The sequence below is a fragment of the Streptomyces sp. NRRL B-1347 genome (assembly GCF_000720325.1).
In the GTDB taxonomy this organism is placed as follows: domain Bacteria; phylum Actinomycetota; class Actinomycetes; order Streptomycetales; family Streptomycetaceae; genus Streptomyces.
Genome location: NZ_JOJM01000003.1, coordinates 430,059 through 445,059, shown reverse-complemented (window position 1 = coordinate 445,059; position 15,001 = coordinate 430,059). Strand labels below are relative to the sequence as shown.

General features: G+C 67.5%; 15 protein-coding genes, 1 tRNA gene and 1 pseudogene. 13 read left to right on the top strand and 4 right to left on the bottom strand.

The genetic code is table 11. The annotated features are described in order from the left end of the window. Positions 1-87: 87 nt before the first annotated feature. The 4 genes and pseudogenes from IG74_RS50810 to IG74_RS0104505 all read right to left on the bottom strand — a co-directional run bounded on the left by IG74_RS50810 (position 88) and on the right by IG74_RS0104505 (position 2,683). Entirely contained in the window at positions 88-342 is a 255-nt protein-coding gene (locus IG74_RS50810) for a WD40 repeat domain-containing protein (protein WP_078868566.1), read from the bottom strand. 119 nt (positions 343-461) lie between these two features. Then, positions 462-710: pseudogene (locus IG74_RS50805) on the bottom strand (transposase); the annotation flags it as partial. A gap of 60 nt (positions 711-770) precedes the next feature. After that, positions 771-1,103 carry an ASCH domain-containing protein gene (locus IG74_RS0104510; RefSeq protein ID WP_030669916.1) on the bottom strand — a complete coding sequence of 111 codons (333 nt, stop codon included), beginning with the start codon at positions 1,101-1,103 and terminating at the stop codon, positions 771-773. Positions 1,104-1,114: 11 nt separating this feature from the next. Next, positions 1,115-2,683 carry an XRE family transcriptional regulator gene (locus IG74_RS0104505; protein ID WP_234334205.1) on the bottom strand — a complete coding sequence of 523 codons (1,569 nt, stop codon included), beginning with the start codon at positions 2,681-2,683 and terminating at the stop codon, positions 1,115-1,117. Positions 2,684-3,082: 399 nt separating this feature from the next. Here IG74_RS0104505 and IG74_RS0104495 point away from each other — a divergent pair, with 399 nt between their 5' ends. The 13 genes from IG74_RS0104495 to IG74_RS0104430 all read left to right on the top strand — a co-directional run bounded on the left by IG74_RS0104495 (position 3,083) and on the right by IG74_RS0104430 (position 14,806). Then, complete coding sequence (locus IG74_RS0104495; protein ID WP_234334204.1) at positions 3,083-3,877, top strand: aspartyl/asparaginyl beta-hydroxylase domain-containing protein; 795 nt, start codon at positions 3,083-3,085, stop codon at positions 3,875-3,877. 47 nt (positions 3,878-3,924) lie between these two features. After that, entirely contained in the window at positions 3,925-4,827 is a 903-nt protein-coding gene (locus IG74_RS0104490) for a nucleotidyltransferase domain-containing protein (protein WP_030669905.1), read from the top strand. Beyond that, positions 4,824-5,396: an LOG family protein gene (locus IG74_RS47660; protein WP_063761209.1), complete on the top strand. Its 573-nt coding sequence runs from the start codon at positions 4,824-4,826 to the stop codon at positions 5,394-5,396. Before IG74_RS0104490 ends, IG74_RS47660 begins: the two co-directional genes overlap by 4 nt. Then, entirely contained in the window at positions 5,393-5,941 is a 549-nt protein-coding gene (locus tag IG74_RS0104480) for an orotate phosphoribosyltransferase (RefSeq protein ID WP_030669900.1), read from the top strand. The genes IG74_RS47660 and IG74_RS0104480 overlap by 4 nt, the downstream gene beginning before the upstream one ends. After that, the gene (locus tag IG74_RS0104475) at positions 5,938-6,624 is read left to right on the top strand and encodes an HAD family hydrolase (protein ID WP_234334203.1); all 687 of its coding nucleotides are present in this window, start codon (positions 5,938-5,940) and stop codon (positions 6,622-6,624) included. Before IG74_RS0104480 ends, IG74_RS0104475 begins: the two co-directional genes overlap by 4 nt. A gap of 225 nt (positions 6,625-6,849) precedes the next feature. Next, positions 6,850-9,507: an alanine--tRNA ligase gene (gene alaS / locus IG74_RS0104470; protein WP_030669894.1), complete on the top strand. Its 2,658-nt coding sequence runs from the start codon at positions 6,850-6,852 to the stop codon at positions 9,505-9,507. 609 nt (positions 9,508-10,116) lie between these two features. Further along, complete coding sequence (locus IG74_RS0104465; protein WP_051854521.1) at positions 10,117-10,857, top strand: hypothetical protein; 741 nt, start codon at positions 10,117-10,119, stop codon at positions 10,855-10,857. Positions 10,858-11,282: 425 nt separating this feature from the next. After that, positions 11,283-11,687 (top strand): hypothetical protein, encoded by a 405-nt coding sequence (locus IG74_RS51900; RefSeq protein WP_158857438.1) that lies wholly within the window; start codon positions 11,283-11,285, stop codon positions 11,685-11,687. Positions 11,688-12,200: 513 nt separating this feature from the next. After that, positions 12,201-12,581, top strand: a complete 381-nt coding sequence (locus IG74_RS0104450; protein ID WP_030669882.1) for a hypothetical protein — start codon at positions 12,201-12,203, stop codon at positions 12,579-12,581. 120 nt (positions 12,582-12,701) lie between these two features. Continuing rightward, entirely contained in the window at positions 12,702-12,977 is a 276-nt protein-coding gene (locus IG74_RS0104445; protein ID WP_158857436.1) for a hypothetical protein, read from the top strand. A gap of 161 nt (positions 12,978-13,138) precedes the next feature. After that, on the top strand, positions 13,139-13,813 hold the full coding sequence (locus tag IG74_RS52690; RefSeq protein ID WP_199818775.1) for a DUF7178 family protein: 675 nt from the start codon (positions 13,139-13,141) through the stop codon (positions 13,811-13,813). Between the two features lie 194 nt (positions 13,814-14,007). Then, a complete protein-coding gene (locus IG74_RS0104435; protein ID WP_158857434.1) occupies positions 14,008-14,550 on the top strand; it encodes a hypothetical protein in 543 nt (180 codons plus the stop codon). Between the two features lie 181 nt (positions 14,551-14,731). Next, positions 14,732-14,806: transfer RNA gene (locus tag IG74_RS0104430), tRNA-Ile, on the top strand. The last annotated feature ends 195 nt before the right edge of the window (positions 14,807-15,001 follow it).

The following is a 15,001-nucleotide window of genomic DNA, read 5'->3' as shown; positions in this document are numbered from 1 at the left end:
GGCCATAGCCCCCCCCGGGGGGCTGGGGTTCCCATCGACGGGGTGATCGAGCGGAGCGTCGCCTGGCTGCATGGCTTCCGGCAAGTCTCAAGGGCTGACCGGGCGGGTGATCTCCCAGAGCCGGATGGTCCGGTCGTTGCAGCCTGCGGCGAGAAGCTCGCCGGCTGTGGCGAAGGCGATGGAGTTCAGGGTGTGCGGGGTGGTCAGCACGGTGCCGAGTGGTATCGGCTTCGCCGGGGTGGCCGTGTTCCAGAGATGGACCTTCCCGTGTTTGCATCCCCCGGCGAGGAGTTTTCCACCCCTGGCGAAGGCTACGGAGTAGACCTCCTCCGTGGTGGTCATCGGCCGGCCCGCCGGCTTCGGCGCCGCAGGGTCGCTCACGTCCCAGAGGCGGACCGTCTTGTCACCCCCGCCGCTGGCCAGGAAACCTCCGTCCGGACTGAACGCCACGCTGTAGACGCAGCGTTGTTCCAGTCCCGCAGCCGTCGCCAGCAGGTCATCCCCGAGCCGAACCCGAGCTCCTGAGGCAGCCACTCCCACTGGATGCCGGTGTAGAGGACGAACAGGATGCCGCACAGCACCGAACGGTCATCCAACACCTTCTTCCGGCCCGGCCACCGTCCCCCAGGCGATGGTGCCAGCAGCAGAGGCCCGATTCTCGCCCACAACTCGTCATCGACCAGCCAGGGTTGAGGGTTCCGCTTGCTCACACTCAAACAACCGCCGAGCACATCAGGAGGACACGGCTACCTACGTTGCGTTAGGAGTTCTTAGGCGAGGATGAGATGGAGGGCGAAGACGCCGAGGGCTTCCTTCTCGGGAGGATAGATGTCGCGGATCGCGGTGACGAGCTGGTCGTGGGGCATGTCCGGGTCGCCGATCGCTGCCGCCTCCTCCGACTCCAGCATTGTCTCGAAGGACTCGTACTCCTTCACCTCGGTGACGCGGGTGGTTAGCGTGTCGTCGCCGCAGCTGATCCGCAGGAAGTCGCCGGCTTCGATCTTGCGGATTTTGGGGTAGCCGACGCGGACCTCGATGGTCTTGGCGCCGCTGGCGATCAGATCGAAGTAGGGCTTGCGGATGTTGAGGGTGTACTCAGCCATCGGGGCCTCCTTCACGCTCCAGTCGCTGCTGCGGGCAGGGCAGGGCGGGCGGCCGCGTCCAGGGCGGCGAGCCGTTCACGCAGTCCTTGGACTGCGGACTGGCGGGGATAGCGGCGGGTCAGGCAGGCGGTGAGGTCTGCGGCCCGGTTGCGGACGGAGTCGACCACCCGCGCGGAGCCGAGGGCCTGGTGGCCGAGGGCCACGGCGTCGTCAGGGGAGCCGAGTTGGGCGTGGGCGAGGGCCAGGTCGATGCGAGCGATTGCCTCGCGGCTGGGCGATCGGGAGGCTTCGGGCGCCGATTCGTAGATGTGCAGGGCGTGTTCGGCGGCGTCGCGGGCCTGTTCGGCCTCGCCGAGCCAGATGAACGCGGTCGCCGGATAGGAGGTGAGGGCATAGTCGGCGAGTGGAGCGGTGTCCAAGCCGAAGCAGCTGGGCGGGCGGGACGGCAGGGCCCGGTAGGCGTCCTCGGCAGCGTGGAAAGCGGCGGTGAATCCTTCCGAGTCGCCATCGGCGGCGGCAGCCCTGGCGGCCTGGGCATGCAGCCGCACGGTGAGCGGATGCCCGGCTGGCGCTTCGCTGAGGCCGGCGAGGGCGGCTTCGCGGGCCTTGACGGGCCGTTGTTCGTACAGGTTGATCGAGGAGGCGGCGTCCATGGCCCACGCGCACAGCTGGCCGTGTCCGGCTTGCTGGCCCTGGACGAACGCGTCGGTGGCGAACGCGAGCCCGGTGCCCGCGTTCCCGAGGTCGTGGGCGAGCCACGCCAGGAGTTCGGACAGCCACCCGGCGTACGCCCGCAGGTCGCGCTCCTGGCGGTGTGTGTGGTCGTCCTTGAGGAACCGGTCGACCTTGCGGCGGTAGTCCAGGGCGGCCTCGAAGACCTTGTCCGGGGGCTTTAGGGAGTACGCGCGGTGGAACTCGGTGACCGCCAGGTCGAGATGGTCGAGGGTGCCGGAGCCGAGCGAGGTCGCCTCGGCCTGCCGGGTGAATTCCATCGCTTCGGCTGCGGCGGCTTCCAGAATCTGTGCCGCGGTGGCCGGGGCCGTGAGGGCCAGTCCCGCTAGCTTCACCGCGTCGCGACGCTTCGTCTCCGCCACCTCCGTCCCGTCGTCCGGGCTGGTTCCGCCAGCGTCTGCCTGCCCTATGGGGAGTGTCGCACCCGTACTGGTTCCGCTCCAAAGCCGATCAGACTCTGGCGGCGAGTAGTCGCGGGCGAAGCCCAACGAGACAGGATGGGTGCTGAACAGACGGCACAGCAGGTCCTGATAGTCGGGGCTGGGCGGGTGGCCGGCTTCCCAGTCCTTCCACGAGCGGTCGGACAGACCGACCTTGCGTAGGCCTGCGTCGCGGACGAGCTCGTGGGTAGCGGCCACTGCCTGGGCGACGGTCCAGCCCATCGCGAGGCGACGGCACTTGAGCAGATGATGACCGCAGTGGTCGTGGATCGCGGCGGCGATCCGCGCGACCACGAGCGGCGAGGCGGGGTCGGTGGCGCCGGTCTGGCCCAGCGCGCGTTCACGCAGGGCCCGTCCGCAGGAGACGTCGTGGACCGGCTGTGAACGTCTGGCTGCTGCGGCTCTCATGGGACCCTCCCCAACGGCGCGCGGACGGCGCCAGGTTGCGCCGCTGATGCTGACTGAACACTGCTTGCCTGCTCCACCGGAAGGTGAAACCCCCGCTGCCGGGCGACCTGCTCGCCCGCTCTGGGCGGTGTCACCGCCCAGAGCGGGCGAGGACCTCTCACTACCTGTGGCAACGGCGTCGGCTCACTCTAGTGACGGCGACGCGTCCGGTCGACGAACCCTCGTCAACATCGGATGGCTCCTCCGACGGTGAACCGGGCATCCGGCCGGACGTGTCGCGCCTGGATCCCCATCCGCCGCCGCCCCTCCTCATCGGTTCCGGGGCGCGAGCTCGAGAGGGACGTCATGAATGACGACGAAGTACGGACTCCGCATGCCCTGTCCGGTCAGGTCGCTCAGTTGGACCAGCTCGACGGCTCGTTGGTCGAGCGGCTGCGCCACGAGGCCCTGACCGCCCAGGCCCCTTGGAAGGCCGCCTATGACGAATACCAGTCCGGCGGCTGGTGGACCACGTCGCTGATGAACGAAACCGGCGAAGCCGCCGATGTGCGAATCGGCGACTGCACCGCTCGCCCCACTGACCTGCTGGCCCAGATGCCCACGACAGCTGGACTGCTGTCCGATCTCGGCCTTTCGTACATGTGGGTACGGCTCGCACGGCTGGAGGCGAACGCGTTCCTCTGGGAACACCGGGACTACGACGAGCTCGAGCAGGTTGAACGGCACCGCCTGCACATCCCGCTGCACACCAACTCTTCCGCGTTCCTGGTCACCGGTGGAGCCAAGGTCCACCTGGCCGGTGGACGGATCTGGCGGCTGACCCCGACGTTTCCCCACGGGGTCTGCAATCTGCTCGGCCCGGACCGGATCCACCTGATCGCGGACGTCTACGCCGACGACGCCTACGGCCACCTCGCCAAGCGGGCACAGGTGCTTCCGGCAGCGGCCGAGCCGCTGCCGCGAGCTTCCCGGGCCGAGCTGGCGGACAAGCTGGCCGCCGCGCGCTGCCTGGCGGACCTCGGCTACGTGGACGCAGCCGAACAGTTGCTGCTTCGGCTGTTCTACTCCGTCGCTCTGCCGGAGGGCACCAGCTACGACCTGATCGCCGACCTGCACACCGCGCTCGGCGACGCCGAGGCCGCCGACCGGTGGAGGGCCGTGAAGGACAAGCTCCTGGCCCGCGCCGCCCGCTGACCTCGTTTCCTCTGTCCGCGCGTCCCTCAGCCCGGAAGGAACCGTTCATGCCCACTGCTCTGCCCGTGCCTCCGGCACCCGATGAACTGAAGCTGGCCGCTCTCACCGAGGCGAACCGGCCCCGGCAGCTGCCGCTGCTGACCCGCATCGCCGAACTCCTCGCCCTGTCCCCGAAGGTGAAGCACTTGATCGTCCGCGGGTCGCTGGCCTCAGGCACCGCCGACCGGCTCTCCGACGTGGACTTCCTCGTCGGCGTCCATGACGGGGCGCTGCCCGCGTTCGCCGCGGCCTTGGACGACCTGATGACGGTCGCGGCCGGTGCTCTGCTGCCTGGTTGGCGCGACACCATCGTCGCGGACCTAGGCGGCATCGGGTACGTCTTCCTCGTGCAGCACGAAGGCGTGATGCAGCAGGTCGATCTCTATCTCGCTCCCGCGTCCCGAATCCCTATGATCCGCCGGGAAGTCGCCGGGAAGGTGCTGCTGGAGAGGCCGCTGGGAACCGTCACCGCCTCCCAGGCCGACGCGGCACGTTCCTGCGTCGCCGAGCGCACCCGACGTCCCAGGTCATGCACCGAGTTGCTGATCGAGCACCTGGTGCTGTCGGTGCTACTGCACAAGCGGATTCAGCGTGGTCAGCGGTTCGTCGCCTACGCCGAATGGCACCTGCTGCACACCGCGACGAAGGACCTGATCAAGACCGCGCTCGTCCCGGGCTCGCTCTTCTGGGGTTGGTACCACCTGCGCGAGGAGCTGGCGCTCACCCCGATCGGCCGGGCCTGCCTGGGCGACCTGGACGCTGCGATCACTTCACCGGCCGTGCCTAGCACGGCCGACGTCGAAGCGGCCCTGGACCGGGTGCTGGCGCTGACCCGGCGAGCCTGCCCGAGCGCCCTGGACGGCCTGGCGCCCGCCGTCACCGCCTATCGCACCTACCTGGAGTTGCCATGACCACGAGAGGCGAGAGCGGGATCGCGGTGTTCCTCGGCGGTGTCGTCCCGCCGTCCGATCCCGAAGAACGCATGGCCGAGCAGATCGGCGGGCTGCTGGCGGCGGCCGGGTTCTCACTGCTGCACGGCGGCTACAACGGCATGATGGAGGCCGCCGCCCGCGGTGCCGCCGCCAAGGGCGGCACCGTCGCAGCCTTGACCTTGGCGGGCAAGCGCACGGAGTGGGGCGAGTTCAACAAGTACGTCACCGAGGCGACCCATCTCAAGACGCTCGGTGCTCGGCTCGATCACTACTTCGAGCACGCGGACGTGGTCGTAGCGATGGGCGGCGGGGTCGGCACTCTGCACGAACTGGCCGCCGCCCTCTACTACGCGGGCAACATCCGGCGCCTCCCCGTCTGGATCACGGGATCGGCCGCGCTGAACCTGCTGTCGTTCCTCAGACAGGAGAAGTGGCTGTTCGAGTCGCCGACCAGGCCGCTGGACTTCATCACCGAGATCCCGACGACACCGGACTTCACCGAGGCCCTGTCCGGGTTGTCGATCAGCGGGGACGGGGACGCCGCATGACCGTCGCCACAGCTGGACACCTCGCGGTCCGAATCGCCACCGTGGCCTGCGTCAGCGGATCCTTCGAGCTGCCGGACGGGCGGGTGCTGGATTCGTACTTCGACGAGTACCAGCTGGCCGCTGACCCACATCTGCTGCACGACGTCGTCGACGCCATGGCTGGCCTTATCCCTAAGGGCGCCGAGGTGCTGGCAGGGGTGGAGCTTGGAGGGATCCCCCTCGTCGTCGCTCTGTCCGCAGTGACCGGACTCCCGGCGGCGTTCCTACGACGGCTGCCGAAACGCCACGGCGCCAGGCGGCAAGTCGAAGGACCGACGGTTGAGGGGCGGCGGGTCGTCCTGGTCGATGACGTGGTCCGCTCCGGGGGCCAGCTGCTGGCCATGGTCCAGATGCTGCGCGTCGCGGGAGCCCCGGTGGCCGACGCGCTCTGCGTCCTCGAGCGGCCGCTGGGCGGCAGGCTGCTGTTGAGCCAGCATGGCGTCACCCTGCGCCCGCTGCTGACCGAGGACGACCTGCCCGGGGGGACCTCGAGGGCAGTCTCGTGACGCGGGCGGTGCTGTTCGACCTGGACGGGGTGCTGCTGGACAGCAAGCAGGCGGTGCTGACCACCCTCGCAGGAGTCGCTACCGCCGCACTCGGACGCCGGATCACCGTCGCGGACCTGCCGTCCGACGCGGTGACGACGCCGAGGGTCGAGGTGCTGTCCGCGCTCGGCGTCACCGAGCCGGACGAGCTCTGCGAGACCTGGTGGGATGTCGCGCTGGCCACTGCCATGGGCACCCGGCTCTTCCCGGGCGTCATGGAAGGGCTCGTGGCCCTCAAGGAGGCAGGGGCGGCCACCGGACTTGTCACGCTGCAGAGGCGCAGTCGGCTGGCCTGGCTGCTGCCCCCAGCTGCCCTGGACCTGCTGGACACGACGGTCTGCAGGGAGGACGCGGCGCCCAAGCCCGCCCCGGACGGGATCTTCCTGGCCCTGGCCCGGCTCGCGGTCGCTCCGCATGACGCGGTGTTCATCGGCGACACCCTCACCGATCGGGCGGCCGCTGACCAGGCCGGGATCTGCTTCGCCGGAGCCGGCTGGGGGTATGCCGGGCCGGACGCGCTTGCGGCGGTGGGCTGCCAGGTGGTGCTGAGCGAGCCGTCCGAGATCGGTCCTGGCCTGCTCTGTCTGAGCCCGGGCGCGCAGGTGTGGCATCGAAGGCCGGCCTCGTACGCTAAGCGATCTTGACTCTGGATTCGCTACAGTCGGTGCTGCGGCAGACCGCCCCAGGCTGGGCACGGTCTGTCGCAGCACTGGTGTGATCAACGGATCTGGAGTCAAGGTGCGGCCCATGGGGGCGCGAGCTACCTGCGTCGAGCTGGAGAACTGAGAACCCTCTCAGTCCTAGTTCTCGGCCCGGCTCGGCGTGTTCTTCCCCCATCTCCCACGACTCTTCCGTGAGGCCATGCCGTCATGCGCTCGACGCAGATCCGTCAGACGTTCACCGACTTCTTCACCTCCCGCGGCCACCACCAGGTCCCGTCCAGCCCGCTGATTCCGGACGACCCGACCCTGCTGCTGGCCAACGCCGGGATGAACCAGTTCAAGCCCTACTTCCTGGGCGAGACCGAGCCCGCCTTTCCTCGCGCGACCAGCATCCAGAAGTGCGCCCGTACGTCCGACATCGACAACGTCGGCCGCACGAACCGGCACGCGACGTTCTTCGAGATGATGGGCAACTTCTCCTTCGGCGACTACTTCAAGGAAGACGCCATCGCGTTCGCCTGGGAACTCCTCACCGAGGGCTACCAGCTGGAGAAGGACAAGCTCTGGATCACCGTCTTCGAGGACGACGACGAGGCCGAGCACATCTGGCGCCGCATCGGCGTCCCCGCGAGCCGCATCCAACGGCTCGGAATGGAGGACAACTACTGGTCCATGGGGGTCCCCGGCCCCTGCGGCCCCTGCTCGGAGATCAACTACGACCGCGGCTCCGCCTTCGGTAAGGAGGGTGGCCCCGCCATCGACGGCGAACGCTACGTCGAGATCTGGAACCTGGTCTTCATGCAGTCCCAGCGCGGCGAGGGGGACAAGAAGGGCAACTTCCCGGTCCTCGGTGAGCTGGGCCGCAAGGGCGTCGACACCGGGCTCGGCCTGGACCGCCTCGCCGCGATCCTTCAGGACGCGCAGAACGTCTGTACCACCGACCTGCTGCTGCCCACCTTCCACACCGTCCAGGACCTCGCCGGACGGGCCTGCCCCGCCGAGGGCGAGGAGAAGGTCTCCTTCCAGGTCGTCACCGAACACGCCCGCTCGATCGCGTTTCTCATCGCCGACGGTGTTCTGCCCGCGAAGGACGGACGCGGCTACGTCCTGCGGCGCCTGATGCGCCGCGCGATCCGCCACGCTCGTCTGCTCGGCATCAACGGGCCGGTGCTCCCTGCCACGACCGCCTCCGTGGTCGGCAACCTGGGGACGGTCTGGCCGGAGCTGTCCGCGCAGGCCGCACTGATCGAGCAGGTCGTCACCGCCGAGGAGGAGTCCTTCACCCGCACCCTCGCCCAGGGCACCCGCCTGCTGGACGCCGCGATCGCCCGCACACGCGAGGTCCGGTCGGCCGCGCTGCCGGGGGAGACCGCGTTCGAGCTCGCCGATACCTACGGCTTCCCCCTGGAGCTGACTGTCGAAGCGGCCCGCGAGGCTGGGCTGACGGTCGACGAGGACCGGTTCGCAACACTGCTCGACGAGCAGAAGAAGCGCGCGAAGACCGGTGGCAAGGCCAAGACCGCCGAAGCCCTGCGCAAGATGGACATGTACCGCGAGCTCGCGGCGGCTCTCCCCAGGACCGAGTTCCTCGGCTACGAGCACCTGGCGGCGGAGGCCACCGTCACCGGTCTCATGACCGATGGTGCGGTGGTCCCCAGGGCTGCCGCGGGCGCCGAGGTGGAGCTGGTGCTGGACCGGTCACCGTTCTACGCCGAGGCCGGCGGGCAGATCGGTGACACCGGCACCCTGCGCTTCTCTGACGGAACCCGGCTGGAGATCACCGACACCCGCTATGGCCTGGAAGGCTTCCGCGTCCACTCCGCGCGCGTCATCGACGGTGAAGTGACCACTGGTAGGTCCGGCGAAGCCGTGGTCGACGCCGTGCGGCGGGCCGGGCTGATGCGGTCGCACTCGGCCACCCACATCCTGCACGCCGTCGTCATGGCCACCCTCGGCGACCACGCCCGCCAGCAGGGCTCCCTCGTCGAACCCGACCGGCTCCGCTTCGACTTCGCGCACTTCACCGCCCTCACTCCCGACCAGCTCCAGCAGATCGAGACGGTCGTCAACGGACATGTCCTCGCCGACCCGGAAGTGCGGGCTTGGCACGCGGACCGGGCCGAGGCCGAGGCCGCGGGCGCCATCGCGCTGTTCGGAGAGAAGTACGGCGAGAAGGTTCGGATCGTCGACATCGCTGACTTCTCCCGCGAGCTCTGCGGCGGTACCCATGTCGCCCGCGGGTCCCAGATCGGTGCCTTCCGTCTGTTGACGGAGTCGTCGATCGGCTCGAACCTCCGCCGCGTCGAAGCCCTCACCGGCCACGGCACGCTCGCCCACCTCGACACCGAGCGACGGTTGCTGAACGAGCTCGCCCATCTGCTGGGCACGCGCCCCTCCGACGCGCCAGGCACCCTGCGCAAGCGCTTGGACGCCCTTGCCGCCGCCCAGCAGGAGCTGACCCAGCTGCGAGTCGGCGAACTGCGGCAGCAGGCCGGACAGCTGGCCACCCAGGCCCGGTCGGCCGGTCGCGGGCAGCTGGTCGTCCACCGCGTCGCCGGTGTCACTCCAGACGAGCTCCGGGCTCTCGCAGCCGACATCCTCGCCCAGCTCGGGCACGCCCCGACGGTCGTGGTCCTGGGCGGCGAACACGACGGCAAGGCACTCCTCGCTGCCGCGATCTCGTCCGATCTTCACCGACACGGTCACCAGGCCAGCCAGATCCTTTCCCGGGCGGCCCGCACGGTCGGCGGCGGCTCAGGAGGCCGCGGCCCCATCGCCAGCGCCGGGGGACGCCGTTCGCAGGGCCTCGACGAGGCCCTGGAACTTGCGGCCGGAGAGGCTGCCCGTCTGCTCGGCGGGTACTGACCCTTGCTTGGGCCCGCTCGGCGGGCCCAAGCAAAGGCTGAGAGCTCCGGCGGCACGGTCGCCCGCGGCGAAGTCGAACTCACTTCTCGCGCCCTCGTCGATTCGGCATTCCTCTCTCCCTACCGTCACGGGAGCCCACCTGGCTTCCCATTAGAGAGGCAGCCCCACCTAAGGGCCAAGTCGCGAGCCACGGGCCGTGGCGCCCCTGCCGGAGCAGCCTGCAACTGGCCCACCGGTGGTCGCTGTTGCAGTCATGGTGTGGAGGCGGGCTGTTTGCTGGGTATCGGACGAGGGAGAGTTCGGGGGGCGCGGTCAGAGGCTTCGTCCGTCTGCCTTACCTGCACCTTCCTCTCTTATTGCATACTTTGAATTCTCGCATTTCGAGGGATTCGGCGGCGCGTAAATTGCGTAGTGCATTCGAGATGCCAAGCGGGCATGATTACTTCTCTGGAATGAACTGGAAAATCTTCCGGATTCTCTTGCTTTAATGACGGATTGCGGGAGAATGGAATTACGAGGCGTAGCGCACAAGGCGCGCGTCACGGACGATCGGAGACGATCGTGCCCAATTCAATTGACCGCCGCGCGGGAGGAGTCACGGCGGAAGCCGTGAAGCGCGTAACGGAGGAGGATTTCGCTGATCTCCGGAGGATTGCGCGTGGGTACTGCCGCACCGTCGACTCCACGCGTTCGCGCAAGCGGATGGATGGGAGCGCGAGTGTCCTGAGGGGTGGCATCGCGCCGTATGGCACGGACGATGTGAGTGACGACGTCACGCAAGATGCGGTCCTGATATTCGCCAAACGTCTGGAGAAAATCACCGCCACGTGCGAGATATCAGCCGTCTGGGTGGAAAACCGTGAGCCTTCGGCCTGGCAGTACGTTCGTCGGGATGGCGAGACGATCGTCGTCACTCGCTCAACAATTCACTACTGGGCGGTGCGGGACGCTGCCGCGCGGAATGGGTACCGGCTCGACGTCGCGCCCGATGAGCTTGACGCTGTACCGGGCAAACAGGTCACACGCGGCATACCTCATGCCGACAACCTGTCCACTCTCGCGGTGGCGCCCTATTTGTCGAGCAACAGTGAAGTGCTCTTCCGCTCTGCGTGGGGTGACGGAAGCGACTACCCGACGCTGCGCAGCATTCTCCGTCACGCGAGTGGAGCCGCTGACCTGGGGCGAGCTGGTGTCATGGGCAAAACGGCGCAAGAGATGTACGGGGGCCCGCGTAACTCGTCATCCAAGGTGCAGCGCACCCGGGATGTGGCAGTCAAGGAGTGGCACGCGCTATCTGCCGCCCTTGATGCCGCGCGCGATGAATTGATCTACCGCAGCGCTCAATCGTAGAAGGGTGACAGGTGGATTTGCCTGGGGCGTGGGCCGACTGGTCCATGCCCCTTTCTCGCGTTCGCGGGAAAGGGCTCGTTCGGTCTATGCGTGCGCTGTTTCCTTGAGTTTCTTCAAGGTCGGTAAGCGAGCGAATTCGGTGGCCGTATCTCAGAGAGGCTACAGAAAGTGTGCGGTCTCGCAGTGGAATCTCTGGTGCCTCTTCTGGTGTGCGCCAAGATCTTCAAGAAACTTCCCGGTGATCGGTAAATGGCTGCTCTGGGCTGACGTATTTGTATGAGAGCGGCTTTCGGGTTCACGAAGGAAACGCGTTTGGTGAACTACGGAACAGTGCTTTGACTGAGTCCCACTTCAGCGCGCGTCCAGTACACGCGCTGACTGGGGTGCTCACGCCGGAGTGCCCGTGATCCCTTGAAGGGGGATTCATGGAAACCGCAAGCGCCATTAAGTTAATCGATGATGTGCTCTACAAGCCGGGCTGGGAGTTCGTTGCTCGCGATCACTCGCACCGGTACGAAGGCACCATCGTCGTGCGCGTGTATTACCCGGCGCGTAACAGTAACCGGGACCAGGCAGGAAAGGGATATCCGAACAGGATCACTGCCTGCCCAGATTTCCCTCTGGTGGTCAAGGACTACACCGATGAGGACCTGTACGCCGCTCTGCTGCGGATGATCGTTCAGATCGAGGAGCACGAGGCCAGGGAATTCCTCCGGGTGCGGCCGACCGGCTGGGCGCCGTTCCACCCGCACCGGGTGACCGGCATGCGGCGGTGGGCCGCCCGTACGGGGAAGGGCCCGCTGGCCGACATCCAGTTCGGTGTGGCCTGACACACAACTGGTCATGACGCGCTCTCAGCGAGTCGAGAGCGACCACGTACGAGGGCCCCAAGCGTCGCTTCCGGGGGTGCTGCCCCGTGGCCCTTTCGTCTGAACGACGACCGACGCTTGGCGGCCCTCCTGGGTTCCCGTCTTTGAGAGGAAGGGACCTGTGAGGAAACTTGCCACCCACTCTTGGGCAGCGCGAGAGGCGCTTGCCCGTCACGAACCGTTCGAGACCTACGGTGCGTTCCGTGCAGTCGATGGATACCGCCTTCCGTTCGGCACACGGCTTCCGCCGAAGTGGCGTGCGCGGTACCGCGCCGACGGAGACGGGGTTACCTACACCGTCCTGAGTTACCGCACGCCGATCGCGTGGGTGTTGCGGTCCGGGGAGGTCATCATTCCGGACGTCAAGTACTCGCGGACCACCACAGGGCATCAGACGCTGTTGTACGCGCTCACCTCGCCCACGCACGTGTTGTTCCGGGACGGTCACCAGGACTGGGTGGAGGTCGCTTGACCATGAGCTACACGATCCAAATCTCCCGCGTTGTCGTGAGCTACCGCACCCCGGTGGAAAGCGACGGCGGGGAGTGGATGGACGGAGATTTCCGCACCATCGGAGGGCCGTTCACCACCTGCGAGACGTACGACGAAGACGATGCCGAGCTATGGGGGAGCGACGTGATCGCCTGGGCCGTCGACAAGGTCGACGCGACCGGCGTGATCGAGCCGTCCGCGTACCCCCTTGGGGATGCCGTTCCCGAGAGCAGCTGGCTCAACGGCCGATACGAGGACCCGTATGAAGGCGACAGCAAGGTCACCGAGACGTCGGTCCGACTGCTCGGTGACTGGTCACCGGAACAGCGGGCGGAGGTGTTCCACGCCGTGACCCGTCGGTGACGACTGAGACTCCCGCACTCCCTCACTTCCCCCCCGGGAGGGAGTGCGGGGCCATGTCGGAGGCGCCCGGACCGAGGCGCCTCTGCGGATTTGCATGATCCGAGAGGAGAGGACGAGACCATGAACAGACAAAACGCAGGAACCACCGAGGAATCGGCGAAGGCCGTGATCGTGCTGTCGGTGACCGAGGTGACGACTTCCCGCTTCCCGGTCGCGGCCGAGGTCCCTGCCGCTGTAGCGGCGGGTGGTCCGGAAGCCGTTGCGGAGTACATCGCTACGGCCAAGGACGTGCAGCTCGACGAGTTGCCCGCCGAGGAAGAGAAGCGCGTCTTCATGAGCGTGAGCACGCGTGACGCCAACGCAGCGACGCCTCAGCTTCAGGCAGAGGAAGCCTGATTCGTGAAGCCCAGTCGGCCTTGCTACGGGCTGGGGCTGTCACCGGCGGACCCGAGTCAACTGCGGCCGGTACCCATGTTTCGGTACCGGCCGTGCCGTTACTCCATCCGAGCGCATCAGATCCCCCATGCCTCGGCCCATGACCTGGAGGGAGTTGCACCGTGATTGCCGTCGATGCGCCAGAGGCGGAGCGCGAGCGGTACGTCAGCAACATCGTCGCCGTATGGGAATCTGCCACGGAGGCGCAACTGCTGCGCGGCCGCGGCTGGTATCACGCTGCCCACGAGGTGGCTTCGCTGATCGCCGGCGGCGACGCATGTGTCGGCGCTGGCGTGATCGCCGCACTGTCCGCGAACACATCCTGGCCCGAGACCCTCCGACTTGCCCGCCGGGCATTCGATACCGGTGTACCGGCCGGGCACCTCCCAGACGCCTTGGCCAAAGCCGCAAAGATCATGTCGGGCGCGGACCCCCGCGGCGTGCTCGGCGAGCGGAAGACAGGTCACTTCTTCCGCTGCATCCTCGACCCGAATGACCCCGAGGCAGTGGTGATCGACCGCCACGCCCACGACATCGCGGTGGGCGAGGTCTACGGGCAGCGTGACCGGGGCCTGGGAAGCTTACGTCGCTACGGGTTGCTGGCGCGCTGCTACCAGGAGGCAGCCGTGAGGCTGGGTGAGTTGCCCAGCACAGTGCAGGCCGTCACGTGGGTGGTTCACACCGACCGTGCCCGTCAGGCGGTGAGGCGTGATCCGGGTGGAAGGTTCTCCCGGCCCCGTCGACCTGCTCCTGGCACGGCGGCAGGCCGTGCCTCGGCCCTGCGGGCTGCCGCTTGATGAGGACCTGACCTATACGTCAACTCGCGCCGAGCACACGGAGATCGGTAATCGAGTAGCTTTCCGTGCCGCATTTCTGTGCCCTCTTCGAGGTGCGTACTCGGCGCGTGCCGAACATCCCAATCTCCCGGGCACCTTCGGGTCTCTCTCAGTCTCTCCCCTGAAGGTGTCCGGGGCTCATTCTGGAGGTTTCCGTGAGCACTCGAGGTTTCCTCGGTTTTGTGGTCGACGGGAAGGAAAAGGTCGCGTACAACCAGCACGACAGCCAGCCCTCTGGCCTCGGGACCGCCGTCATGGCGTGGGTGCACCATACCGACAAGGAGGCGGCCCGGGCAGCGGCACGGTCCTTGCGTGTTGTCACCGATGACGACGCACCGACTGCGGAGGAGATCGAGTTTCTGAAGCCCTATGCGGATGACTTGCCACACGCTCCAGGAGACAGGCCGACGTGGGAGGAGATGTTGTGGAAGACGCAAGGCGATCCATCAGCGATCCTAGCTTCCGGATACGTCGCGGATGCTTCAGGATTTGCTACGCATTTCGCCGAATGGGGCTATCTGTTGAACTTCGATACGGGCGAGCTGGAGATCTACCAGGGGCATCAGATTGTGCCCCATCGCAATGGCCGGTTCGCTGACCGCGCCTCCGCTCATGGGGGCCACTTTCCCGTGAGGCTGGTCGCGACGTTCTCCTTCGAGAAGCCGGAATACGAAGCGCTTCGGGCACTGGATTCCTGAGACGAGTGCCAGCGAGTGGGCGCTCCGCCCGAGGCTCCAGCATGCGCTGGGTCAGAGCAAGTGCCCCTACCTGAGGCCCACTTCGTCGTCCCCGAACCAGCAGCCGGGCCCTTGACCCCACCGTCCGGCTGCTTCCAGGGCCGCGCTCTGCTGGGTGTGCGGAGCGCGGCCCGCCTGTTTTGGTTGCGTAGCTCAGCTGGTAGAGCGCCGGTCTTATAAGCCGTTGAGGTCGCGGGTTCGAGCCCCGCCGCAGCCACGTGCCGCCCCAGAAAGCCCGCTGGAGTTCGGGTCGCGCTCGCCGAGCGGACCGTTCGCGACGCGTACATGATCGGCCGCCGTCCTGGCTGAGGGAAACGGAGGCCTTGATGGGCTCCCGCGCCGCCGGGAGGGCAAGAGGTCACGGAGATCCTGCGCACCGCGGTCGGGGCGGCTAGCCTCCTCTTCGAACAGC